This is a genomic window from Streptomyces sp. NPDC033180 (assembly GCF_055577645.1).
Genome location: NZ_JBVIPU010000001.1, coordinates 987,089 through 1,009,584, shown reverse-complemented (window position 1 = coordinate 1,009,584; position 22,496 = coordinate 987,089). Strand labels below are relative to the sequence as shown.

The following is a 22,496-nucleotide window of genomic DNA, read 5'->3' as shown; positions in this document are numbered from 1 at the left end:
GGGACTGAGACAAGATGGCACACAAGAAGGGCGCATCGTCCACTCGGAACGGGCGCGATTCCAATGCTCAGCGGCTCGGCGTGAAGCGCTTCGGCGGTCAGACCGTCAACGCCGGTGAGATCCTGGTCCGCCAGCGTGGCACCCACTTCCACCCGGGTTCGGGCGTCGGTCGTGGCAAGGACGACACTCTGTTCGCGCTGGACGCCGGCGCGGTGGAGTTCGGCACCCACCGTGGCCGCAAGGTCGTGAACATCGTTCCGGTCGCCTGAATCAGGCTTCTGTAGAACGGGTTCTTTGCGAGGGCGGACCTCACTTCCCTTTCGGGAAGCGGGTCCGCCCTTCGCGTGTTACTAGATAGACATTCCGTAAGTTTCTGGAGGCACATCCCATGACCACCTTCGTGGACCGCGTCGAGCTGCACGTCGCCGCGGGTAGCGGGGGCCACGGCTGTGCCTCCGTCCACCGTGAGAAGTTCAAGCCGCTCGGCGGTCCGGACGGCGGCAACGGCGGCCGTGGCGGTGACGTGATCCTGGTCGTCGACCAGTCGGTCACGACGCTGCTCGACTACCACCACTCCCCGCACCGCAAGGCCACCAACGGCGCCCCCGGCGCCGGTGACAACCGCTCCGGCAAGGACGGGCAGGACCTGGTCCTGCCCGTACCGGACGGCACCGTCATCCTCGACAAGGACGGCAACGTCCTCGCCGACCTGGTCGGCCAGGGCACGACGTACGTCGCGTCGCAGGGCGGCCGTGGCGGCCTCGGCAACGCGGCACTCGCCTCGGCCCGGCGCAAGGCGCCCGGCTTCGCGCTCCTCGGCGAGCCGGGTGACGCGGGCGACGTCATCCTGGAGCTCAAGACGGTCGCGGACGTCGCGCTCGTGGGCTACCCGAGCGCGGGCAAGTCCTCGCTGATCTCGGTCCTGAGCGCCGCCAAGCCGAAGATCGCGGACTACCCGTTCACGACGCTCGTCCCCAACCTCGGTGTGGTGACGGCCGGTTCGACCGTCTACACGATCGCCGACGTGCCGGGTCTGATCCCGGGCGCCAGCCAGGGCAAGGGCCTTGGCCTCGAATTCCTGCGGCACGTCGAGCGGTGCAGCGTCCTGGTGCACGTCCTGGACACGGCGACCCTCGAGTCCGACCGCGACCCCGTCTCCGACCTCGACATCATCGAGGCCGAGCTGCGGGAGTACGGCGCCGGCCTGGAGAACCGGCCGCGTGTCGTCGTCCTGAACAAGATCGACGTACCGGACGGCCAGGACCTCGCCGACCTGGTCCGCCCCGACCTGGAGGCGCGTGGCTACCGCGTCTTCGAGGTGTCGGCCGTGGCGCACAAGGGGCTCAAGGAGCTCTCCTTCGCGCTCGCCGAGGTCGTGGCCGCGGCGCGTGCCGCGAAGCCGAAGGAGGAGGCGACCCGCATCGTCATCCGGCCCAAGGCCGTGGACGACGCGGGCTTCACCGTCAAGCTCGGCGACGACGGCATCTACCGCGTGCGCGGCGAGAAGCCGGAGCGCTGGGTGCGCCAGACCGACTTCAACAACGACGAGGCCGTCGGCTACCTCGCGGACCGGCTCAACCGCCTCGGCGTCGAGGAAGAGCTGATGAAGGCGGGCGCGCGCACGGGTGACGGCGTCGCCATCGGCCCCGTGGACAACGCGGTCGTCTTCGACTGGGAGCCCACGGTGATGGCCGGCGCGGAGATGCTCGGCCGCCGCGGCGAGGACCACCGCCTGGAGGCGCCCCGCCCCGCGGCCCAGCGCCGCCGGGACCGCGACTCGGAGCGGGACGAGGCGGAGAAGGCGTACGACGACTTCGATCCGTTCTAGGCCTTCCTGGCGGAGGCGCCCTGGACTGCGCGAAGGCCCCCCGGAGCTTCTGCTCCGGGGGGCCTTCGCCTGTTGGTACACCGTGCGGGTGCGTCGTGGTTTCTCGCGCAGTTCCCCGCGCCCCTGAAGGGGCTCAGGCCGTGACGGAGTCCTCCGCGCCGTTCGGGTTCGGTTCCGTCGGGTCGGATTCCATTTCCTCCGCCGCGTCCTGCGCCGCCCGCTGGCCGGGGATCTCCGCGTCGATGCGGGTGGCCATGCGCAGTCGGCGCTCGTCGGCCTTGGCCGAAAGCGCGAGGGCCGCCTCGTTGAAGCGGACCAGCGAGGGCGGGTCCGAGGGGCCGAGGAGGTGCTCCTTGAGGGCCGCGCGGGCCTCGGCGTGGGTGTCCTTCTCCGGGGAGCGGACGGCCTCCAGGAGGTCGGGGACGCCCTCGGCGGTCGGGGAGAGGATCGACGCCGCGCTCACCGTCGGGAAGCCCGCGCGGAAGTCCGCCTCGGACATGCCGGACGTGTTGGCGACCGCGTACGGCTTCTCGCTCGTCAGCCAGTCGGAGACGACCGAGGAGACATCGCTGATCAGCAGGTCCGCCTGGTTGAAGCAGGAGAAGATCGCGGGGCGCGGGGTGGTGATGATCTGGTGCTCCCACTCCGGGAACGAAGCCCAGTACGCCGCCTCCCACGCCGCCGTCGCCTCGGCGACCGCCGTCTGCTGGTCGCCGTCGGGCGTGCCCTGGAGCATCATCCGCTCCATCTCGTCCACGCTCTTGCGGAACGCGGTCGAGGTCAGCCGGTCCAACTCGGCGGTGCGGAGCGACAGTTCGGCCAGGGCCTCCTGGCCAGGACGCTCGCCCGAGCGCTTGGCGGCGGCCTCGCGGATCATCGCCTTGATGCGCTCGTTGGCGGCGCCGGCGCGCGGGTCCTGCGAGCCGGTCATCGGGTGCGGCTTGTAGATGAGCCGTACGCCGGGGTCGGCGAGGAGGTGCCGGACGATGTTCTCGCCCGCGAGGGTCACCGACGTGTTGCCGGGGTTGCCGTCCCAGCCCTCCCAGGTGGGGGCGTACAGCACGGTGGTGAACGGGCCGGTGGGGGCGCCCGTCGACGGCAGGATCGGGGACAGCTGGGGGCGGCCGACCTCGACCACGTCCTTGTCCTCGACGCCGACGTCGGCGGCCTGGTAGCGGTCGCGCGCGGCGGGGCCCGCCACCCACACCTCGTCGTACGCCTTCGCGTACGGGTTGCAGGAGGACAGCTTGTCGCTCTCGCCGTGGTTGATGAAGGCGTGCTTGATCGTGGGGATGCGAAGGACCTGCGAGGTCTTCGCGGCGTTCGCCGGGTGCAGCATCATCTTCAGCGTCGACGTCTCCAGGGAGAACATCGTCGCGACCTTCGGGAAGCAGATGATCGGGACGTCCGTCGCGTCGATCTTCTGCACCATGAACCGCTCACGCAGCACGATCAGCGGCTTGCCGTCGAGCTTGGAGAGCGTGGAGAGCCACATGTTCGCCTGGTACGCGGACGTGGAGCCGCCCGAGAAGTACATGGCGACGGACGGCTGGTAGTCGGCCAGCCAGTTGTCCAGCCACTCCATGACCTTCTCGTCGTTCTTCGCGCGCTTCTTGGGGAGCAGCCACGTGGCGAGGTAGATCGCGCCGACGCCCATCAGGGCGATGGAGATCCCCAGGCCGATGCCGCCCCAGTACGCCTCGGTGGTGGCCGCGGTGACCATCAGCCCTGCCGTGGCGGGGATCGAGAACGTCAGCAGGCGGTGGGCCTGGCGGCGCGAGAGGATCCGCGGCGGGGCCGCGGTCAGGTGCAGCGCGGACGTGTCGATGTTGCGCGTGACGATCGGCAGCTGGCGGGTGCGGCGCACCAGTATGGCGGTGGCCTGGCAGCCGAAGTGCAGGAAGTAGAACGCGAGCAGCGAGATGGTCAGCGGCGACTGCTCGGCCAGCGGCTCGATGCCGTCGATGCGCAGCAGGCCGACCAGGATCAGCATGTCGCGCAGGAGCTGCCTGACCGTGACATCGAAGCGGATCTTGCCCAGGAGGGAGAGGAGGCCCGGCTGTTTGTACTGCAGATAGACGTCGAGCGCGAGGTTCGCCGCGGACGCGGCGATGAACACCGGTACATACGGGACCAGCGCGCTGACGAGCTGGGCCGTGAAGAGCGCGAACATCGCGAACAGCGCGGAGAGCTGCACGATGCGGCGGGGTGCGAGTCCGGCAGAGGGCACGGGCTTGGGCTCCTGGCGGGGGATCGGGGGGATCGGATGGGGGGAAGTCGGGGAAGACGACCACTGACCGTATGACGTGCCGTGGCTCTGTAGCAATCTTCCGTGACGACAATCACCGGATAAAGGGGCAAAGGTACTGAACCCCGGGGCCCGGATTCGCCTCGGGGGAGCCTTCGGACCCTGCCCGGTCCGCCCCTCGAAATGCGTGGGCACCTCACCGGCTCGTTCGCGTAGATTGCTGGTCCGGCAGGGAATGGGATCTTCGGGATCATTGGGGAAGTACGTGGCTGGGGCAAGGCAGGGCATCGCAGAGGCCCACAGGGTGGTCGTCAAGGTCGGGTCCTCGTCCCTGACCACCGCGTCGGGGGGCCTGGACGCCGATCGCGTTGACGCCCTCGTTGACGTGCTCGCCAGAAGCCGCAGCGGCGGCGAGCGCGAGATCGTGCTCGTCTCCTCCGGTTCCATCGCCGCCGGGCTCTCGCCGCTGGGGCTGCGCAGGCGCCCCAAGGACCTGGCGAGGCAGCAGGCGGCCGCCAGCGTCGGCCAAGGCCTTCTCATGGCCCGTTACACCGCTTCCTTCGCGCGCTACGGCGTACGCGTCGGGCAGGTGCTCCTCACCTCCGACGACATGGCGCGGCGAGCCCACCACCGCAACGCGTCCCGCACCTTCGACCAGCTCCTTGCGATGGGCGCGCTGCCCGTCGTGAACGAGAACGACACCGTGGCGACGGACGAGATCCGCTTCGGCGACAACGACCGGCTCGCCGCCCTCGTCGCCCACCTCGTCCACGCCGAACTCCTCGTCCTGCTCTCCGACGTGGACGGCCTCTACGACGGCGACCCGGCCAAGCCCGGCACCTCCCGGCTCTCCGAGGTGACGGGCCCCGCCGACATGGCGCACGTCCAGATCGGCAGCGCGGGCAAAGCGGGCGTCGGCACCGGCGGCATGGTCACCAAGGTCGAGGCCGCGCGGATCGCCGCGGCGGCCGGCATCCCGGTGGTCCTGACCTCCGCGAGCCACGCCGCCGACGCCCTCGCGGGCCGCGACACCGGCACGTACTTCCACCGCACGGGCCGCCGCTCCGGCGACCGGCTCCTCTGGCTCCAGCACGCCTCCGAGCCGCAGGGCGCGCTGACGCTCGACGACGGGGCGGTGCGCGCGGTCGTCGAGGGGCGCAAATCGCTGTTGCCGGCCGGGATCGCGGCGGTCGAGGGCGACTTCGCCGCGGGCGACCCGGTCGAGCTGCGGGACACCGCAGGCCGGGCCGTGGCGCGCGGTCTGGTGAACTTCGACGCCAAGGAGCTCCCGCAGCTCCTCGGCCGTTCCACGCGGGAGCTCGCGCGGGAGCTCGGACCGGCGTACGAGCGGGAAGTGGTGCACCGCGACGACCTGGTCCTGCTGCACGACTAGCCGTTCGCGTCCCCGATGTCCGCGGTTCTGCCGTCCCAGGAGTCACACAGGCCCCACCGTCCCCCGGCCGAAAACAGGCGCGAACGCCGTGCGCCGACCGGCCCCCGCGAGGTGAAACTCCCCAAAACCGCCCCGCGGGGGCGCTTGGCCTGCTCAACTTTGTTCCAGACACTTCCGCACGACCATTGCGTATCCGCACCACCATTGCGTAAAGGAGGCCGTCGTGAGACGAGTGCGCCCGGGAGCGTCGTCCCGCGCGCCGGCTGAGCGGTCCCTGACCAGCGTCGCCGCGGGGGCGGCGTACACCGGTGACACGCAGGCGGCGGGCGAGACGGACGAGAGGCAGGAGGGCGAGCCGGTGGACGCGCCCCGTCTGTGGCACGTCACCCTGAGCGTCTCGGGGGGCGAAGCCCCGCTGAAGGAGGTCAGGCGGGGCCTCGAACAGCTCGCCCACGACCACCCCTTTCTGCTGACCAGCAGGTATGCGCCCGACCACGCGGAGATCCGGTACTGGGAAGAGGCCCGCGACCTGCACGACGCGGCCGCGGTCGCGCTCCGGCTCTGGGGCGAGCACCGGCAGAGCGCGCAGCTCCCGCCGTGGGAGATCGTGGGGCTTGAAGTGATCGACCGCGACACGTACCACCAGCGGATCGCGGAGGGGTACGGTCCGCTGCCGGCGACCCCGGTGGGCGTGCACCCTTTTTGAGCCGTCCTGTTTATCGAGCCGTCGTGAGCACCGCGGTCTCGGCTGTTGAAACAGCGGGTGGACCGTGGCCGGTCCCTATTACGCTGGCGGGCATGACGTCCCTCACGCCTCCGTTCTCGGGCTTGCCGTACGACAACCTCTCGCCCGTGGCCCAGGCCGCCTACCGCGCCCGTGGTGCCGCCGCGTCGCTCGCGCCGCTGCCGCGTGCCGCCAAGGACGACGCGCTCCTGGCGATCGCCGACGCCCTCGAGGTGCGCACCGCCGAGATCATCGAGGCCAACGGCAAGGACACCGCCCGCGCCCGCGAGGCCGGGACCAGCGAGTCCGTCGTGGACCGTCTGACGCTCACCCCGGAGCGGGTCCGCGCCATCGCCGCCGACGTGCGCGACGTGGCAGCCCTGCCCGACCCCGTCGGCGAGGTCGTCCGCGGCTCGACGCTGCCGAACGGCATCGACCTGCGCCAGGTCCGCGTCCCGCTCGGCGTCGTCGGGATCATCTACGAGGCCCGCCCGAACGTCACCGTGGACGCCGCCGCCCTGTGCCTGAAGTCCGGCAACGCGGTGCTCCTGCGGGGCTCGTCATCGGCGTACGAATCGAACAGCGCGCTCGTCCGCGTGCTGCGCGACGCCGTCCACGGAGCGGGCCTGCCCGCCGACGCCGTCCAGCTCGTGCCGGGCGAGAACCGCACTTCCGTACGCGAGCTGATGCGCGCCCGCGGCCTCGTCGACGTCCTCATCCCGCGCGGTGGCGCCTCGCTGATCAAGACCGTCGTCGAGGAGTCCACCGTCCCGGTCATCGAGACCGGCACCGGCAACTGCCACGTCTACGTGGACGCCGAGGCCGACCTGGACATGGCCGTCGACATCCTCATCAACTCCAAGGCCCAGCGCCCCAGCGTCTGCAACGCCGCCGAGACGCTCCTGGTGCACGCGGACATCGCCGACGCCTTCCTGCCGCGCGCCCTGGACGCCCTGGCCGAGGCCGGGGTCACCGTGCACGCCGACGAGCGGGTGCTCCCGTACGCCGACGGGTCGAAGGCCACCGTCGTGCCCGCGACCACGGAGGACTGGGAGACCGAGTACCTCTCGTACGACATCGCGGCGGGCGTCGTCGACTCCCTGGAGCAGGCCGTCGAGCACATCCGCCTGTGGACCTCCGGGCACACCGAGGCGATCGTCACCACCTCGCAGCAGGCCGCGCGCCGCTTCACCCAGCTCGTGGACTCCACGACGGTCGCCGTGAACGCCTCCACGCGCTTCACGGATGGCGGCCAGTTCGGCTTCGGCGCCGAGATCGGCATCTCCACGCAGAAGCTGCACGCCCGGGGCCCGATGGGGCTTCCCGAGCTGACGTCGACGAAGTACATCGTCACCGGCGACGGCCACACCCGCTGAATTCCCCCGCGGTCCCAATTCCCGTACCGTCTGCCCAGATTGCCCCTTCCGGGGCTACGCTTGGAAGGTGCCGGAGGACGTGGGGGGCACGCCGTCGTTTCCTGACGGCTGGGAGCCCGACGACGACCACGACCGCGGGGGCGCGGACGAAGAGTTCGCCTCCGTGGTCTTCGACGAGGCCTTCGTCAAGGCCGCCGAGGTCCATGAACCCACCGCGGTGGAGCGGCTGTTGGCCGCCGCCCAGGCGCGCGCCGAGGCCTCCGAGGCCGAGAGCCGTCGGGCCCGCACCCGAGGTTCGGGCCGGGACTCGCCCGAGGACGACCTCTACGACGAGAGCTTCGGCCCGGACGACAGCGGCGAGTTCGGCCACGACGCGGACCTCGACGACGTGTACGACCGGGAGTTCACCGAGGCCGGGTACGGCCGCCACGGCTATGGGAGCCACAACCGCTGGCATCGCCCCGTCGCCTGGATGCTCGCCCTCCTGATGGGCATCGGCATGGTCGCGCTCGCCTTCACCGCGGTCTACCGCGGCGCGGCGACGGGCCGCCAGGACCCGGCTCCGCCGCCGGTGTCCACGGAACCGTCCGCCTCCGCGGAGTACGGCCCACCGCCGGTGTCCGCGACGCCGCGCATCCCGTGAGGAGCAGCGACCGGCGTCCCGTGAGAAGTTGTCAGAAGTTGTCGTGTACCAGCGCGTTTACCTGACCGCGCAGAGACCTACCCTGATGGTATGGGCGGGCCAGGAGAACCACCTGAGGGGACACCCGAGGGCGCTCCCGCCGGTGGTGAGGACGAGTACCGATCCGTCGTCTTCGACGAGTCGTTCGTCCGCGCCGCTCGGCTCCAGGAGTACTCCGCGCAGGAACGCATGAGTGATCACACGCATGCGGTGCGCCGCCTTCCCGCGCGCCACAAGCACCTCTCCAAACAGGCCGTGATCCTCGTCCTGCTGATCGCCGTCGCCTTCGGAACCGCGATCTACATGGGCGTACGCCACCCGTACCAGAACCCGGTCGCCCAGCGTCCCGAGCCGTTGCGGATGACGGTCATCCCGCTCGCCCCGCCGGGGCCCGTGCCCGGCGCCGAGAAGCCCGCCGACCTGTACGAGCACAGCCCGGCCGCCCAGTTCAGGGTGGGCGCATCGGGCATCAACCTCCCTGCGGCGCGGCGCACTTCACACTTCTCGGACGGTCAGGTGATGACCGCGCTGACCACCGCCAAGGACTACCTCGTCGAGTCCTCGCTCGACCCGGACGTCCTCACCGGCGGCGCCGTACGCTCCGCGCGCATCCTGCTCGACCCCCAGCAGCTCGACCAGTTCGACGAGAGCTTCGCGCATCCGGCGGCGGACGGGCGGCACGCGCCCACCGGCTGGCTGGTGCGGTTCGACGCGACGAAGACGGCCCTCGCCTCGCCCGGCATCCGCGTCCACGGCACACTGCGCGCCACCGAGACGGACAAGAACACCCTCGAGGTGACCTCGGACCACACCTTCGTCTACGCGCTGCGTCCTGCCGACAAGGGGGAGCACGTCAAGGCCTCGCTGTTCACCGTCCGCCGTGAGCTGCAGTTCCGCTTCGACCGCGACGACCTGCGGATGCGGCAGGCCGAGCTGCTCGTGTCGTACATGCAGGCGGGCCCGCTCACCTGCTCAGCCGACTCCGCCAACCAGCTGCGGCCCCTGCTCGCCGGGCAGAAGGCGAAGGCGGGCGGCCCCGCGGGTACCGACCCGTACGCGACGGGCGATGCCACGGCGCTGTGCGGCTCGCTCTCGGCCACCGCCCAGCCTTCGGTCTGAGGGCTACTTCTCCTCGGTGGGGCCGCTGCTCTGGTCGCCCTGCCCGCCCTGCCCGCCCTGCCCGCCCTGCCCGCCCTGCCCCGTGAACTTTCCGCGCAGCTTGCCGCCCAGGTCGCCCGCGCCGCCCGCGATGTCGTTGACCAGCTTCATCAGCGGGTCCTTGCTGTGGCGTACGTCGTCGGCGTAGCTGGAGGCGGACTGGCGGAAGGAGTCCGACACCGAGGTGTCCTTGTCCTCGTCGCGGCGGGGGTAGTGGCCGTCCATGATCCGCTGGTAGTCGCGGGTCTCCGCCCACTTCTTCAGCTCGGCGGCGCGCACGGTGGTGAAGGGGTGCGTACGCGGCAGTACGTTCAGGATCTTCAGAACCGAGTCGCGCAGGTCGCCCCCTGCCTCGTACTCCTTGGCCTGCTCCAGGAACGCGTCCACGTTCATCTCGTGCAGGTGGTTGCCGCCCGCGATCTTCATCAGGCCGCGCATCGACGCCTTGAGGTCCTGGCCCACCAGGAGCCCGGCGCGGTCCGCCGACAGCTCGGACTTGCGGAACCACTCGCGCAGAGCGGTCACGATCGCCATGATCGCCACGTTGCCGAGCGGGATCCAGGCGACCTTGAGCGCGAGGTTGGTGAGGAAGAGCAGTATCGTCCGGTACACCGAGTGGCCGGAGAGCGCGTGGCCCACCTCGTGGCCGACGACCGCCCGCATCTCCTCCTCGTCGAGCAGCTCGACGAGACCCGTGGTCACCACGATGATCGGCTCGTCGAGGCCGATGCACATCGCGTTCGGGTTCGGGTCCTGGTTCACGTACATCGGCGGGACCTTCTCCAGGTCCAGGATGTAACAGGCGTCCCGCAGCATCGTGTTCAGGTGCGCGAACTGCGCGTCGGAGACCCGTACGGAGTCCGAGAGGAACAGCAGCCGCAGGCTCCGCTCGGGGAGCAGCGCGCTGAGTGCCTTGAAGACGGTGTCGAAGCCGGTGAGCTTGCGCAGGGCCACCAGGGCCGAACGGTCAGCCGGGTGCTCGTACGCCCGTGACGAGATGCCGGGAAAGCGCCTGCGCTGCCTGCTCGGCACGTTCTCGTGGCCACCGTTCTCGTGGCCACCATCCTGCCGGCCGTGGTCGTTGTCGTCGGTCATGCCCCATCCCCCATGCTCGTCCAGTCATGCCCCCGAGGTGGGACCCAGCCTAGGCGGAGATACCGTGACAGGGCAGCACAGCGAATGGAGTCGCCCGTCATGGCCGTCATGGAGCACAGCGCCGCAGCCCACCACTGGGTCACGGAGGCGGCCGCCCTGGCCGCGAAGGAGCAGGGGGCGGGCAATCTGCTGCGCGTCGTGCTGATCGTCATGGTCGTCGGCTGCGTGCTCGTGGCCTGGTTCCTGCTGCGGGGCTACCGCCAGGGGGCCGACGCCGAACGTGGCACGGACCGTCCCGGCGACACCGCGGAGGGCGGCGAGAGCCGTCCCGGCGGGGGCGAAGAGGGCGACCGCGCGGACCACAACAGCTGAGTCGGCGTGAGCTCGGCCGGTGTCCCCGCATACGATGGCCCGGAAGTCTTTGTCCCGCCCACCTCCGGATAGGTCCTGCCGACGATGAGCCTCCACAGCACCGCCTCCCAGCTGGTCACCCTCGCCTCCGAGGGCAAGCACGTCGACGAGCACGCAAGCATCAGCCCTCTCGTCACCGGCGGTGGCGCGTTCGTCGCGCTGATGCTGCTCCTGTGGATCACCACGCGCTTCAACCGGGACCGCTGAGCGCAACTGCTGAGCGCAACCACTGAGCGGTCTCACGGAACGGACGGCTGAACCAGAGCCCGTCGACCGGGCCGGTAGGGTCTGCACGCATGGGAGAGCAGGACATGCCTACCGGTCCCGGTACCGGCCCGGCCAGCAAGGGCAAACGCCGCCTGGGCGTCATGGGCGGAACGTTCGACCCGATCCACCACGGACACCTGGTGGCGGCCCAGGAGGTCGCCGCGCAGTTCCACCTCGACGAGGTGGTGTTCGTGCCGACCGGGCAGCCGTGGCAGAAGAGCGACACGGCGGTGTCCCCGGCCGAGGACCGCTATCTGATGACGGTCATCGCGACGGCCGAGAACCCGCAGTTCTCGGTGAGCCGCATCGACATCGACCGCGGCGGACCGACCTACACGACGGACACGCTGCGCGATCTGCGCACGCTCAATCCCGACACGGACCTCTTCTTCATCACGGGCGCCGACGCCCTCGGCCAGATCCTCACCTGGCGCTACACCGAAGAGCTGTTCTCCCTGGCGCACTTCATCGGAGTCACCCGGCCCGGCCATACGCTGGCCGACCCGGGCCTGCCGGCGGGCGGCGTCTCGCTGGTGGAGGTCCCGGCCCTCGCCATCTCGTCCACGGACTGCCGTGCGCGGGTCGCCAAGGGTGACCCCGTCTGGTATCTGGTGCCGGACGGTGTGGTGCGTTATATCGACAAGCGCGAGCTGTACCGCGGCGATTGAGCCGAGAGGGGCACCGGTGAACGACCGACAGTACGACCCGTACGCGGGCGGCGACCCGTATGCGGGCGAGTACGCGGCTGATCAGTACCAGGTCGTCGGGTACGACGAGTATGGGCAGCCGGTGTATCAGCAGGTCCAGCAGGCCCAGCAGCAGGCCCCGCAGTCGCAGCAGTCCCAGCCGTCGGCTTCGTACGACCAGTACGGGTCTCAGGGGCAGCAGCACCAGCAGCAGGTGCCGCAGGGCTACGACTACGACCCGTACGCGACGACGTACGGCACGCACGGCACGTACGACCAGCAGCAGGCGCACCAGCCCCAGCAGCAGCCTCACCAGCCCCAGCAGCAGGTGCACCAGCAGGCCCATCAGCCCCAGCAGACGCAGACCGGCTGGATCCCGCAGCAGTCGCGGCAGCCGGAGCCGGAGCCGGAGCCGGAGTTGGAGGCCGAACCCCAGCGTGAGCCTGAGCGCCGCGATCCCGCGTACGAGACCCAGCAGTTCTCCTTCATCGAGGAGCCGGACGAAGAGTCCGAAGACGTCATCGACTGGCTGAAGTTCACCGAGAGTCGCACCGAGCGGCGCGAGGAGGCCAAGCGGCGCGGGCGTTCCCGGGTCGTCGCCCTCGTCGTGGTGCTCGCGCTCGTGATCGCGGGCGGCGTCGGCTACCTCTGGTACGCGGGCAAGCTGCCCGGCCTGTCGGACGGCGCGACCGGCGACGGCGCCGCGGCGGCAGGACCGCAGAACCGCGACGTGATCGTCGTCCACCTGCACAACACCAAGGGCGGCGGCACCTCCACGGCGCTCCTGGTGAACAACACCACCACCAAGCGCGGGACCACCGTCCTGCTGCCCAACTCCCTCTCCGTGACGAACGACGAGGGTGCGGGAACGACGCTCGGCAAGTCGGTCGACGACGACGGTTCGACCGGGACCCGCGAGTCCATCGACAGCCTGCTCGGCACCCAGGTCGAGGGCACGTGGCGGCTCGACACCCCGTATCTGAACAACCTCGTCGAGCTGGTCGGCAACATCGACATCGACACGGACGCGAACGTGCCGGACCCCAAGGCCAAGAAGGGGCAGGCGCCCCTCGTGAAGAAGGGCGAGCAGCAGACCCTGAGCGGCCCGATGGCCGTCGCGTACGCCACCTACCGCGCGTCCGGCGAGTCCGAGACCGCGCAGCTCGACCGGTTCGGCCAGGTCATGCAGGGCGTCCTGCGGAAGCTGTCGTCCGACCCGCAGGCCGCGACGACCACCGTGCAGTCGCTCGCCCAGATCCTCGACCCCTCGCTCAAGGAGAACGACCTCGGCGCCTTCCTCGCCAAGCTCGCCGACCGTGCGAAGGGCGGCGACTACTCCACGCAGCTGCTCCCGGTGCAGCAGGACGGGACGCTGTCGGAGAGAGCCGGCACGAGCGTGGTCAAGGAAGTCCTGGGCGGGGCGGTCAAGAACCCGGACAAGGACGCGGCCGTACGGGTCGGCGTGAAGAACGCCTCCGGCAGCAAGGGCGCGGGGCAGGAAGCACGGATCTCGCTGGTCAACGGTGGCTACACCTTCGTGGACAGTGGCGCGGGTTCGACGGCCCAGGCGGCATCGCAGGTCACGTACGCCGACGCGGACAAGAAGACGCAGGCCACCGAGGTCGCCAAGACCCTCGGCCTGCCGGACAGCGCGGTGCGCAAGGGCAAGACCGCACCGAACGCGGATGTGTCGGTCGTGCTCGGCCAGGACTACAAGACCGGATGACCTGCTCAAGCCCGGCCGGGGACCCGGCCGGGCTTCGGGCCGATATTTCGGCCGGGGTGACGCACCAGACAGGGTGATCGCGTCATCGTCGGGAGTGCTGTCGGCGGTCCGTGAGACCCTTGGGGTGTCTTGACCACCTGAAGGAAAGCTCAACTGTGACCGCCACGGACCGCTCCATCGAGCTCATCAAGGTCGCCGCACAGTCGGCGGCCGACAAGCTCGCGCACGACATCATCGCGTACGACGTCAGCGACGTGCTGTCGATCACCGACGCCTTCCTGCTCGCCTCCGCGCCCAACGACCGCCAGGTCAAGTCGATCGTCGACGAGATCGAGGAGCGGCTCAACAAGGAGCTCGGCGCCAAGCCGGTGCGCCGTGAGGGCGACCGCGAAGCCCGCTGGGTCCTCCTGGACTACGTGGACATCGTGGTGCACGTCCAGCACAGCGAGGAGCGTGTTTTCTACGCCCTCGAGCGCCTGTGGAAGGACTGCCCCGAGATCGAGCTCCCCGCGGACGCCGTCGCGACCCGCGGCAAGGCGGCCGAGCACGCCGAGCAGCGCGCCGCGGAGGAGGCAGCCGACCTGGACGGTGAGCTTCGGTGACCAACCGCGGCTGCCGGATCATCCTGTGGCGGCACGGCCAGACGGCCTGGAATCTGGAGCGCCGCTTCCAGGGCTCCACGGACATCGAGCTGACCGACACGGGCGTCGGCCAGGCAAGGCGGGCCGCCCGGCTGCTCGCCTCGCTGAAGCCGGACGCCATCGTGGCGTCCGACCTGAAGCGGGCGGCGGCCACCGCGAACGAACTCGCCACCCTCACCGGCCTGGCCGTCACGCACGAGCAGGGCCTCCAGGAGACGTACGCCGGTGAGTGGCAGGGCCTGACGCACGACGAGATCCTCGCGCGCTTCGGCGACCAGTACACGGCGTGGAAGCGCGGCGAAGCGGTGCGCCGCGGCGGCGGCGAGCTCGAGACCGAGGTCGCCGACCGTGCCGCGCCGATCGTGCTGCGCTATGCCGAGAAGCTGCCGGAGGACGGCACGCTCGTGGTGGTCAGCCACGGCGGCACGATCCGCACCACCATCGGCCGCCTCCTCGGCCTGGAGTCGTACCACTGGGAGGGCCTCGGCGGGCTCTCCAACTGCTGTTGGTCCGTGCTCGGCCAGGGCGCGCGGGGCTGGCGCCTGCTCGAGCACAACGCCGGCACGCTGCCGGAGCCGGTGCTCGGCGACGACGACTAGCCCGCCCTGGGCCGGGCGGGTGCGAGAGCCGCTGGTCACAGGGCCCGGGAGGGCCCGTCACCCGGATTTCACATTCCGGCTCGTCGCAGGCTAAAGTTCTTCTTGTTCGCCCGCCGAGCGGGACGAACGCAAGGGGCTATAGCTCAGTTGGTAGAGCGCCTGCATGGCATGCAGGAGGTCAGGAGTTCAATTCTCCTTAGCTCCACAATCCGGATCCCGTCCTCATCAGAGGGCGGGATCCTTGCGTTTCCGGTGGTCTGAGCGCACGCAGCTCGGCCGCCCGCCGGTGGCTCTCCTCGTCGTCCGGGGTGTACGCGACGATCCTGCACTCCGGCATGCCGTTGATGGACAGCGAGACCGACGTCATCCGCAGCTCTCCGACCGCCTCGTGCCGAAACGTCTTCACGCGCGGTCCCGGCGGCGCCACGTCGCCGCTCTCCCACAGCTCGGCGAAGTGCGCGCTCGCGGCGGCCAGGCGGCGTATGAACTCCTCCCAGGCGGGCTCGCCCACATGCCGCCCGTACGAACTGCGCAGGGTCGCCACCATCACCGGCAGCTCCTCGTCGCGGAAGACCAGCGGGCAGACGGGGTCGGGCGCGATGAACAGCGTCCACAGCACGTTCGGCGTCCCGAAGGCCTCCAGCTGCGGGACGAAGAACAGGTCCCGGTAGGCGGGGTTGGTGGCGAGGATGTCGTACCGCTCGTTGTAGACCACTGCCGGGTGGGGGTCGAGCGCGTCGATGATGCCCTGGATCTCCTTGCCGACGGCTTCGGGGGAAGGGGCCCTGCGGTCAGGGGCGTACGGCACATCGGCCAGGTGGTACAGGTGCTCGCGCTCAGCCCTGTCCAGGCGGAGCGTGCGCGCCACGGCGTCCAGGACCTGCGCCGAGGCGTTGATCGGGCGGCCCTGCTCCAGCCACGTGTACCAGGTGACGCCGACTCCGGAGAGCTGGGCGACCTCCTCGCGGCGCAGGCCGGGCGTGCGGCGGCGCAGGCCCGGCGGCATGCCCACGTCGGCCGGCGTCACCCTGGCCCTGCGGCCGCGCAGGAAGGCGGCGAGCTCCGGTCTCCGTCGCTGAGTCGTCCCCATCGTCGTCACATCCCCCATCGTCGGTCCTCGCCCCGGGCCTTGCCAGGTGCTGCCAGTACCAGCATCGGCGGGCTCTCGTTACCCGTACCAAATCGCCGCCACGCTCGGTGCCATGACAACGACCACCCCGTCCACCACCCCGCCCGGCGCGGCGGATCCCGCTGGTTCGAACCCCCCTGATCCGAACCCTGCGTTCAGTAAAGCCCCCGGCACTGACAATCGCCCCGGGCGGCTGCTCGCCGTCGTCATCGCCGCGCAGTTCATGGCGCTGCTCGACGTCTTCATCGTCAATGTCGCCGCGCCCACCATCCGCACCGAACTGGGCGCGTCGGGCGCCGGGTTGCAGCTGGTGATCGCCGGCTACACCATCACGTACGCCGTGCTCCTGATCACCGGTGCGCGGCTCGGTGACCGCCTCGGGCACCGCCGCCTCTACCTCACGGGCCTCGCGGTCTTCACCGCCGCGTCGCTCGCCTGCGGACTCAGCCGGGGCACGGGCGAGTTGATCGCCTTCCGGCTGTTGCAGGGCGCGGGTTCGGCGCTGCTCATCCCGCAGGTGCTCAGCCTGATCCAGCGCAACTTCACCGGCGAGGCGCGGACCAAGGCGCTGGGCGCGTACTCCGCCGTGCTCGCCGTCGGGGCCGCCGCGGGGCAGGTGCTCGGCGGGGTCCTGGTCAGCGCCGACCTGTTCGGCACGGGGTGGCGGCCGGTGTTCCTGGTGAACGTGCCGGTCGGCGTGGTCCTGCTGATCATGGCGGGGCGTGTGCTGCCGCGTGACGTCGGCCGGGGGCCGGTGGAGGGGCCGCGGGCGCGTGGCCTCGATCTGCCGGGGCTCGTGCTCCTCGGCGCCGCCGTCTCGCTGTTCACCGTGCCGCTGGTGCTCGGTCAGGAGCAGGGCTGGCCGTTGTGGTCCTGGCTCTCGATGGGCTCAGCGGCGGTGCTCTTCGCCGCCTTCTGCGCGTACGAGGCCCGGCTCGCCCGCGGCGGCGGTGCGCCGCTGATCGCGCCGAGGGTCCTGCGCGGCCCCGGCATGGGCCTCGCGGTCTTCCGGATCACCGTGGTGATGGGGGTCAACGCGGGCTTCCTGTTCGTGCTCACGCTGCACGTCCAGGGCGGACTCGGCTACAGCGCGCTGCGGGCCGGTCTGACGTTCGCGCCGACCGCGGTGGTCTTCGGGGCGGTCGGCCTGACGTGGCGCCGCTGGCCGGCGTCCCTCCAACGGGCACTGATCCCCGGCGGGTTCGCCCTCACCAGCGTCTCGGCGGTCGCGGTGGGGCTGCTGCTTCGGGACGGCGGGGAGGGCGGACCGTGGCTGTATGCGGCCTTCGTGGCCATCGGCGCGGGTCTCTCCCTGGGGTTCAGCCCGACGCTGACCCGGGCGCTGTCCACGGTGCGGCCCGAGGACGCCGCGGACGCCGGCGGCCTTCTCTCGACGGTCGCTCAGCTCGGCCAGCTGATCGGGGTCGCGTGTTTCGGCGCACTTTTCCTCAACCGGCTTGAGTCACAAGGGGTTCCGGGGGCGTATTCATCCGCGGACGCGCTTGTGTGGTGCACGTACGCCCTGGGCGGGGCGGCCGCACTGGGCGCCGTGTCCGGACTGGTACGACTGCGTCGCTGACCGGGCCGCTCGGGCCGTGGCAGAATCGGACAGCCGGAAGGGGACCGCACCAGACCACCGAATGTGACCCGACGGGAGGGAGAGCGATGCCTTCGAGCATCCTCGACGGGGCCAAGGGCCCCGTCGCAGTGGCCGCGCCGCGACGCGCTGCCTCTCCCTTCGCAGCGATCGCCCTCCTCACCTGTCCGTCCTGCGGTTCGTCCCATGTCGCCCAAGTTCTCGGTGACAACGGCGGTGTCTCGTACGTGTGCACGGCCTGCGGCCGCAGCTGGAGCTGATTGATGGGTGCACACAGGCGGAAGTGCGACTGGTGCGGCAGTGGTACGCCGATCGTCCGCGACATGGAACCGGTCAACCCGGACTATCAGTACTGGTGCGAGGAGTGCGCGCGGGCGCTGATCATAAAGGGCGACCCCATCGAGACGTACCGCGAACTCGAAGGGGAGCCGATCTATGGCCGGCTGCTCGACGAACACTGCACGCTCAAGCGCTTCTACTCCTTCGCGACGGCTTGATCTCGCCTGATCCACAGGCGGGTCCGGTGTCCGGCTCCTCGTAGCAGGAACGCGAAAGCGGTCCCTACGTAGAGGGCGGACAACGTCATCTCGCCATAATTCTGGCCGAGTTCAAGCCGTCCCACGCCGTGCGGAACCCACCACAGGGCGTACGAACAGAAAACGAGGACCACGGCTCCGGTGGCCGCCCAACGGGCCCGGCCGCCCCGGAGCGCCGTCTCCGTCCACACGAGCAGGACCATCGGCACGCACCACACCCAGTGGTGCGACCACGACACCGGGCTGACCAGAAGCGCCGTCGCCGCGCAGCTGACCGCCGCCCTGGCGCGCTCCCCGCGCAGTGCCGCGCGCACCGCGACCGCGAGCCCGAGTGCGCCGGCCGTCGCCGCGGCCACCGCCCACCAGATGCCGGGCTCCTCGGTGTGCAGGAGCCGTGCGAGGACCCCGCGCAGTGACTGGTTCGCGGTGTCCTCGGGGAGCCCGACCCGGCCCGCCTCGAAGACCATCCGGGTCCAGAAGCGCCGGGAGTCGTACGGCAGGAGGGCGGCGGCGAGCAGGGTCGTGCCGGTGAACGTGACGGCCGCCACGCACGCGTGGCGGACGGGCGGCCGCCACTGCCCGCGCCGCACGGCCTCGGCGGCACCGGTCAGCAGCAGGAACACCGCGAAGAGCGCGGGGGTGAGCTTGACCGCGGCCGCGAAGCCGATGCCCAGGCCCGCCCAGCGGTGGCCGGGGGGCCGGGACAGATCCCACAGGACCAGGACAGCGAGCAGCAGATTGATCTGGCCGTACCGCAGGGTCGTCCACACCGGCTCGGCCCAGACCGCGAGCGCGGACACCCACAGGGCGGTCTCCACGCGTGGGGCGGTCTCCACGCGCGCGTGTCCGACGTTCGGAAGGGGTCCGATGAGACGGAGAGCGAGGTGCGTGAAGGCCACAAGGAGGAGCAGGTTTCCCAGTGTCGCCAGTGTCCGCATGTCCGCCGTGTCCAGGAGCGTCAGCGGCGTGAACAGCAGGGCGGCGAACGGCGGGTAGGTGGTGGGCAGATGGGCCTCGGTGGTGCGCAGCGCGTAGAGGTCACCGCCCGCGCGCACGGTCTCGCCCTCGGCCCGGTAGACCATCAAGTCGATCATCGAGACGTCCAGGGCGCGCTGCGCGAGCCAGAAGGCCGTGAAGGAGAGCAGGCACGCCCCGGCGGCGAGGGGCACGCGGCGGCGGGCGCCGACAAGCGCGATCACGGTCACGAAGGCTGACAGTACCGGCCGTATCCGTACAGACCGGAAACGATTTGGTGGAGCACGGGGAGGACCGTGTAATGTTGGCGGAGCCGCCGGGGAAACCGGGCGGACAGGCAAGGGGCTATAGCTCAGTTGGTAGAGCGCCTGCATGGCATGCAGGAGGTCAGGAGTTCAATTCTCCTTAGCTCCACAGCAGATGAGAGCGGGCCACCCGGATCGGGTGGCCCGCTTTCGTGTGTCCTGCCGGGGTGATCTCCTAGTGGACCCGTCGGTGGGTCATTGACGTCCGCTGCCGAGCGCCCTGCGGCCACGGCTTCTGCCCGGCGGCAGTGCGAGTGGCAGTGCGGTGCGCGGCGAGGGCGTGGACGGGTCCTCCTCGATGCGCAGGGCGAGCGCGGGGCAGCGGCGTACCGCACGCTCGGCGCGCGCTTCGGAGTACCGCGGTACGGACGCTTCCGCCACACCGGGGAAGCCGTCGGGGCCCAGCTGGATCAGCTCGGGGACGATGTCCGCGCAGAGCCCGTGGCCCTGGCAGAGCGTCCAGTCGACGGCCAGCCTGCGGCCGCTGGGGGCCTCGGCGTGCGGGGTTTCCGCCTGGAGCGGCAGGACGCCCTCCACGGGGCGGCCGCAGCCACCGCCCAGGACGTGCGCGGCGAGGTCGTCCGTGAACGCCGAGATCGTGGATTCGATGAAGGCCGCCGTGCCGTCGGGGTGCTTGCAGGCGCCGCGCCGCTTCACGGCCCGTGTGACCTCGCGCAGCGCCTCCAGGGCGGTGGGTCCGCCCCCGTCCAGGACGTCCGCGAGGCCGCGGGCCGCCGCGGGCAGGCCCAGATAGCAGGGGCCGCACTGTCCCGCGCTCTCGGAGGCCAGCCAGTTCGCCACGTTCAGCGCCTCCCCGAGCGGGCAGGTGCCGGGACCGATCGGCAGGATCGCACCCGCGCCGAGAGCGCCGCCGCAGGCCTCCAGGGAGGCGCGTGAGACGACCGCGTCATGAGCGGTGACCGCGTCGAGCCACTTGCCGTGATAGCCGCCCGTCAGCACGCCCTGGGGGAGCGGCGGGGCGCCGGCCAGCTGCAGGACGTACCGCAAGGGCACTCCCGTGGGGACCTCGACGACCATGGGCCTCGCGACGGCTCCGGAGACGGTGAGCAGCACCGTGCCCGGCTCGTCCCGCAGGCCGGTGCGGCAGTAGCGGTCGGGGCCGATCCGGGCGGCGACCGCGAGCTGGGCGAAGGTCTCCGCGTTGGACAGCAGCGTGGGCGCTCCGCCCACTCCGGAGTCGGAGGTGCGCACCTTGCGTCCCGGCGGCATGGGCGGGCCGCCGTCCGCCGAGCGCACCAGGGCCGACGACTCGCCGGTCACCATGCGGACCGGATTGCGCTGCACGCGCGCGCGGATGCTCGATCCGCGCCGGTTGGTCAGGCCGCGCTCGGCGAGCGCCGAGAGCATCGAGGACTCGGTGGAGTCCCGGGTCACGCCCACGACGAGCGTGCGCGCGCCCAGGGCCTCGGCGGCGAGGAGAGCTCCGTCGAGGATGAGGTGCGGGGCCCGGTTGATCAGGACGGTGTCCTTGCGGCAGGCGGGTTCGTCCTCGCTGCCGTTGATGACGACCACCGGGCGCACGCCGCGACGTATCGCCGCGTCGGCGACCGCGCGCAGCTTCTTGGCGAAGGGGAAGCCCGCGCCGCCCCTGCCACGCAGCGAGATGGCCTCGGAGAGGGTGGCGAGGGACTCGCCCGCCATGGGTTCGAGCGGGCCGTGCACCTTCAGGTGCATCGCCAGGTCGAGGCGCTCGACCAGATCGAAGCCCGAGGTCAGGAGCGGAAGCCCGACGACACGGACTTCGGGGACGTCGGGCAGCGACGCGTTCACTTGGGGCCTCCGGTAGCGGCGTTCCAGGGCTCGCCCGAACTCGGCGCCTGGAAGGTGTGGGGCAGCGGTTCAGTGGCGGGGCCGCTGTCGTACGGGGCTTGGTACGGGGCCTCGTACGGGGGGTTGGGGGCCGCGCCGTAGGGCGGCGGGTCGTACGCGGTGTCGTGGGAGCGGTAGCCGGGGTCCTCGGAGCCGTACGCGGTGGAGTGGGTGTCGTACAGGGTCGTGTCGTACGGGATGTGGGGCGCCTCAGCCGGGGGAGGCGGGGAGGGCGCCGGCCAGCGGGGCGGCGGGGGGTCGGTGCTGGACACGACCTCCGTGGGCTGGTCGGTGGAGGCGAGGACGCGGTAGGCCGCCGCGATGCCGACCACCGGGGCGGGGTCGGACGCGGGTTCGGGGGCACGGCCGGGAGCGGCGGCCGTGCCGGGGAGCGGGGACTCGGTGGTGTCCCTGCGGACGGGCTCTCTGTTGCGTGCCCTGCCCTCCGGTTCCAGGAGGGCCAGGACCCGGGCGGCCACCTTGCGCTTGAGCGGGAGCGGGGAAGCGCGCAGCGCGACCGCACCCGCGACGGCGAACAGGCAGAGGCAGTACAGGGTGGTCACCCACGGACTGGGCGGCCGTCCCGCGTACAGGCCGTGGATCAGTGCCGAACACCAGGCGGGGTAGGCGAGCATGTGCAGCGCGCGCCAGCGGGACGCGACCTGGAGCGGCGAGGCGAAGGCGCTGCGCAAGGCCCCGGTGACGCCGGTGACCACCATGAGGAGCCCGGCGAGCGACCCGAGGCCGATGAGGCCGTCGCTGCCGGAGAAGCCGAGCCCGAAGGGGATGAGGGCGCCTACCGGCGACACGTGGTCGAGCGCGAGCTTGACGGTGACGTGGAGCAGGAGGAAGCCGATGGAGGCGACGGCGGTGGCCCGGTGCACGGCCTGGGCGAGCAGTCGCTGACGGGAGTGCAGGAAGAGCCGGTCGGTGGCGACCAGGCCCCAGACGACGGCGGCGGTCAGGGAGACCAGGGACAGGACGCCGGTGGTGAAGTCGAGTGCGGCGCGGAAGGCGTCGCTCCCGACGACCACGAGCAGGGGTATCAGCAGGAGTGCGGCGGTGGTCAGGACTCCGCGCGTGCTTCTGCTCGGTTCGGGGAATGGGGTGAACGAACGGCTCTTGCGGTCGGTGCGGCTTGCGCGGCTCTTGCGATGAGGATTCAGAGGGTTCATGGGGGCGACTCCGAAATGGCTCGATCGCCGCATGCTAAGTGGACGCATACCAGTGAGTACGAGGTTTGAGTTATTGCGTTGTTATCCAAACGCGATGCGATCTTGGTGTTGCCCC

22 protein-coding genes and 2 tRNA genes are annotated in these 22,496 nt (G+C 70.9%); 18 read left to right on the top strand and 6 right to left on the bottom strand.

Translation table 11 applies throughout. The annotated features are described in order from the left end of the window. The first annotated feature begins 14 nt into the window (after positions 1 to 14). Together rpmA and obgE are read left to right on the top strand one after the other, a co-directional pair. Positions 15 to 269 carry a 50S ribosomal protein L27 gene (gene rpmA / locus ACZ5WE_RS04590; RefSeq protein ID WP_030564037.1) on the top strand — a complete coding sequence of 85 codons (255 nt, stop codon included), beginning with the start codon at positions 15 to 17 and terminating at the stop codon, positions 267 to 269. Between the two features lie 119 nt (positions 270 to 388). Further along, positions 389 to 1,828, top strand: coding sequence for a GTPase ObgE (gene obgE, locus ACZ5WE_RS04585; RefSeq protein ID WP_467687556.1), 1,440 nt, complete (start codon positions 389 to 391; stop codon positions 1,826 to 1,828). Between the two features lie 133 nt (positions 1,829 to 1,961). Here obgE and ACZ5WE_RS04580 read toward each other — a convergent pair whose 3' ends face one another. Then, positions 1,962 to 4,058, bottom strand: coding sequence for a hypothetical protein (locus tag ACZ5WE_RS04580; protein ID WP_467687558.1), 2,097 nt, complete (start codon positions 4,056 to 4,058; stop codon positions 1,962 to 1,964). A 283-nt stretch (positions 4,059 to 4,341) separates the two neighbouring features. Between ACZ5WE_RS04580 and proB the strand changes: the two genes are divergently transcribed. From proB to ACZ5WE_RS04555, 5 genes are all read left to right on the top strand, one after another. Next, positions 4,342 to 5,469, top strand: a complete 1,128-nt coding sequence (gene proB, locus ACZ5WE_RS04575) for a glutamate 5-kinase (RefSeq protein WP_467687560.1) — start codon at positions 4,342 to 4,344, stop codon at positions 5,467 to 5,469. A gap of 223 nt (positions 5,470 to 5,692) precedes the next feature. Next, on the top strand, positions 5,693 to 6,175 hold the full coding sequence (locus ACZ5WE_RS04570) for a hypothetical protein (protein WP_467687562.1): 483 nt from the start codon (positions 5,693 to 5,695) through the stop codon (positions 6,173 to 6,175). Positions 6,176 to 6,267: 92 nt separating this feature from the next. Beyond that, on the top strand, positions 6,268 to 7,569 hold the full coding sequence (locus ACZ5WE_RS04565) for a glutamate-5-semialdehyde dehydrogenase (protein ID WP_467687564.1): 1,302 nt from the start codon (positions 6,268 to 6,270) through the stop codon (positions 7,567 to 7,569). A gap of 67 nt (positions 7,570 to 7,636) precedes the next feature. Beyond that, entirely contained in the window at positions 7,637 to 8,212 is a 576-nt protein-coding gene (locus tag ACZ5WE_RS04560) for an SCO2584 family spore wall biosynthesis protein (RefSeq protein WP_467687566.1), read from the top strand. 90 nt (positions 8,213 to 8,302) lie between these two features. Further along, positions 8,303 to 9,370 carry an SCO2583 family membrane protein gene (locus tag ACZ5WE_RS04555; RefSeq protein WP_467687568.1) on the top strand — a complete coding sequence of 356 codons (1,068 nt, stop codon included), beginning with the start codon at positions 8,303 to 8,305 and terminating at the stop codon, positions 9,368 to 9,370. Positions 9,371 to 9,373: 3 nt separating this feature from the next. Here the strand turns inward: ACZ5WE_RS04555 and ACZ5WE_RS04550 are convergent, their stop codons facing one another. Further along, the gene (locus ACZ5WE_RS04550) at positions 9,374 to 10,504 is read right to left on the bottom strand and encodes a M48 family metallopeptidase (RefSeq protein WP_467687570.1); all 1,131 of its coding nucleotides are present in this window, start codon (positions 10,502 to 10,504) and stop codon (positions 9,374 to 9,376) included. Positions 10,505 to 10,603: 99 nt separating this feature from the next. On the opposite strand from ACZ5WE_RS04550, the gene ACZ5WE_RS04545 reads away from it, so the two are divergent. The 7 genes from ACZ5WE_RS04545 (at position 10,604) to ACZ5WE_RS04515 (ending at position 15,039) form a co-directional block, all read left to right on the top strand. Then, positions 10,604 to 10,876, top strand: a complete 273-nt coding sequence (locus ACZ5WE_RS04545; RefSeq protein WP_467687912.1) for a hypothetical protein — start codon at positions 10,604 to 10,606, stop codon at positions 10,874 to 10,876. Positions 10,877 to 10,960: 84 nt separating this feature from the next. Further along, complete coding sequence (locus ACZ5WE_RS04540) at positions 10,961 to 11,122, top strand: hypothetical protein (protein ID WP_202121161.1); 162 nt, start codon at positions 10,961 to 10,963, stop codon at positions 11,120 to 11,122. A gap of 89 nt (positions 11,123 to 11,211) precedes the next feature. Continuing rightward, on the top strand, positions 11,212 to 11,850 hold the full coding sequence (gene nadD, locus ACZ5WE_RS04535; RefSeq protein ID WP_467687572.1) for a nicotinate-nucleotide adenylyltransferase: 639 nt from the start codon (positions 11,212 to 11,214) through the stop codon (positions 11,848 to 11,850). Between the two features lie 16 nt (positions 11,851 to 11,866). Continuing rightward, positions 11,867 to 13,594: an LCP family protein gene (locus tag ACZ5WE_RS04530; RefSeq protein ID WP_467687574.1), complete on the top strand. Its 1,728-nt coding sequence runs from the start codon at positions 11,867 to 11,869 to the stop codon at positions 13,592 to 13,594. Positions 13,595 to 13,749: 155 nt separating this feature from the next. Further along, complete coding sequence (gene rsfS, locus ACZ5WE_RS04525; RefSeq protein WP_467687576.1) at positions 13,750 to 14,196, top strand: ribosome silencing factor; 447 nt, start codon at positions 13,750 to 13,752, stop codon at positions 14,194 to 14,196. Further along, a complete protein-coding gene (locus ACZ5WE_RS04520) occupies positions 14,193 to 14,834 on the top strand; it encodes a histidine phosphatase family protein (RefSeq protein ID WP_467687578.1) in 642 nt (213 codons plus the stop codon). The genes rsfS and ACZ5WE_RS04520 overlap by 4 nt, the downstream gene beginning before the upstream one ends. A gap of 132 nt (positions 14,835 to 14,966) precedes the next feature. Next, a tRNA-Ala gene (locus tag ACZ5WE_RS04515) sits at positions 14,967 to 15,039 on the top strand. Here the strand turns inward: ACZ5WE_RS04515 and ACZ5WE_RS04510 are convergent. Next, positions 15,031 to 15,924 (bottom strand): helix-turn-helix transcriptional regulator, encoded by an 894-nt coding sequence (locus tag ACZ5WE_RS04510; protein ID WP_467687580.1) that lies wholly within the window; start codon positions 15,922 to 15,924, stop codon positions 15,031 to 15,033. The genes ACZ5WE_RS04515 and ACZ5WE_RS04510 overlap by 9 nt on opposite strands. Before the next feature lie 112 nt (positions 15,925 to 16,036). Here ACZ5WE_RS04510 and ACZ5WE_RS04505 point away from each other — a divergent pair, with 112 nt between their 5' ends. The 3 genes from ACZ5WE_RS04505 (at position 16,037) to ACZ5WE_RS04495 (ending at position 18,057) form a co-directional block, all read left to right on the top strand. Beyond that, complete coding sequence (locus ACZ5WE_RS04505) at positions 16,037 to 17,542, top strand: MFS transporter (RefSeq protein WP_467687582.1); 1,506 nt, start codon at positions 16,037 to 16,039, stop codon at positions 17,540 to 17,542. 86 nt (positions 17,543 to 17,628) lie between these two features. Further along, positions 17,629 to 17,820: a hypothetical protein gene (locus tag ACZ5WE_RS04500; RefSeq protein WP_467687583.1), complete on the top strand. Its 192-nt coding sequence runs from the start codon at positions 17,629 to 17,631 to the stop codon at positions 17,818 to 17,820. A 3-nt stretch (positions 17,821 to 17,823) separates the two neighbouring features. Continuing rightward, a complete protein-coding gene (locus ACZ5WE_RS04495) occupies positions 17,824 to 18,057 on the top strand; it encodes a hypothetical protein (protein WP_016643127.1) in 234 nt (77 codons plus the stop codon). On the opposite strand, the gene ACZ5WE_RS04490 is transcribed toward ACZ5WE_RS04495, so the two are convergent. After that, positions 18,036 to 19,301 (bottom strand): glycosyltransferase 87 family protein, encoded by a 1,266-nt coding sequence (locus ACZ5WE_RS04490; protein WP_467687585.1) that lies wholly within the window; start codon positions 19,299 to 19,301, stop codon positions 18,036 to 18,038. The genes ACZ5WE_RS04495 and ACZ5WE_RS04490 overlap by 22 nt on opposite strands. A gap of 111 nt (positions 19,302 to 19,412) precedes the next feature. Here ACZ5WE_RS04490 and ACZ5WE_RS04485 point away from each other — a divergent pair. Further along, positions 19,413 to 19,485, top strand: a tRNA-Ala gene (locus tag ACZ5WE_RS04485). An 86-nt stretch (positions 19,486 to 19,571) separates the two neighbouring features. On the opposite strand, the gene ACZ5WE_RS04480 is transcribed toward ACZ5WE_RS04485, so the two are convergent. Together ACZ5WE_RS04480 and ACZ5WE_RS04475 are read right to left on the bottom strand one after the other, a co-directional pair. Beyond that, a complete protein-coding gene (locus ACZ5WE_RS04480; protein WP_467687587.1) occupies positions 19,572 to 21,167 on the bottom strand; it encodes an NADH-ubiquinone oxidoreductase-F iron-sulfur binding region domain-containing protein in 1,596 nt (531 codons plus the stop codon). Beyond that, entirely contained in the window at positions 21,164 to 22,381 is a 1,218-nt protein-coding gene (locus tag ACZ5WE_RS04475) for a hypothetical protein (RefSeq protein ID WP_467687589.1), read from the bottom strand. Before ACZ5WE_RS04475 ends, ACZ5WE_RS04480 begins: the two co-directional genes overlap by 4 nt. Positions 22,382 to 22,496 lie beyond the last annotated feature (115 nt).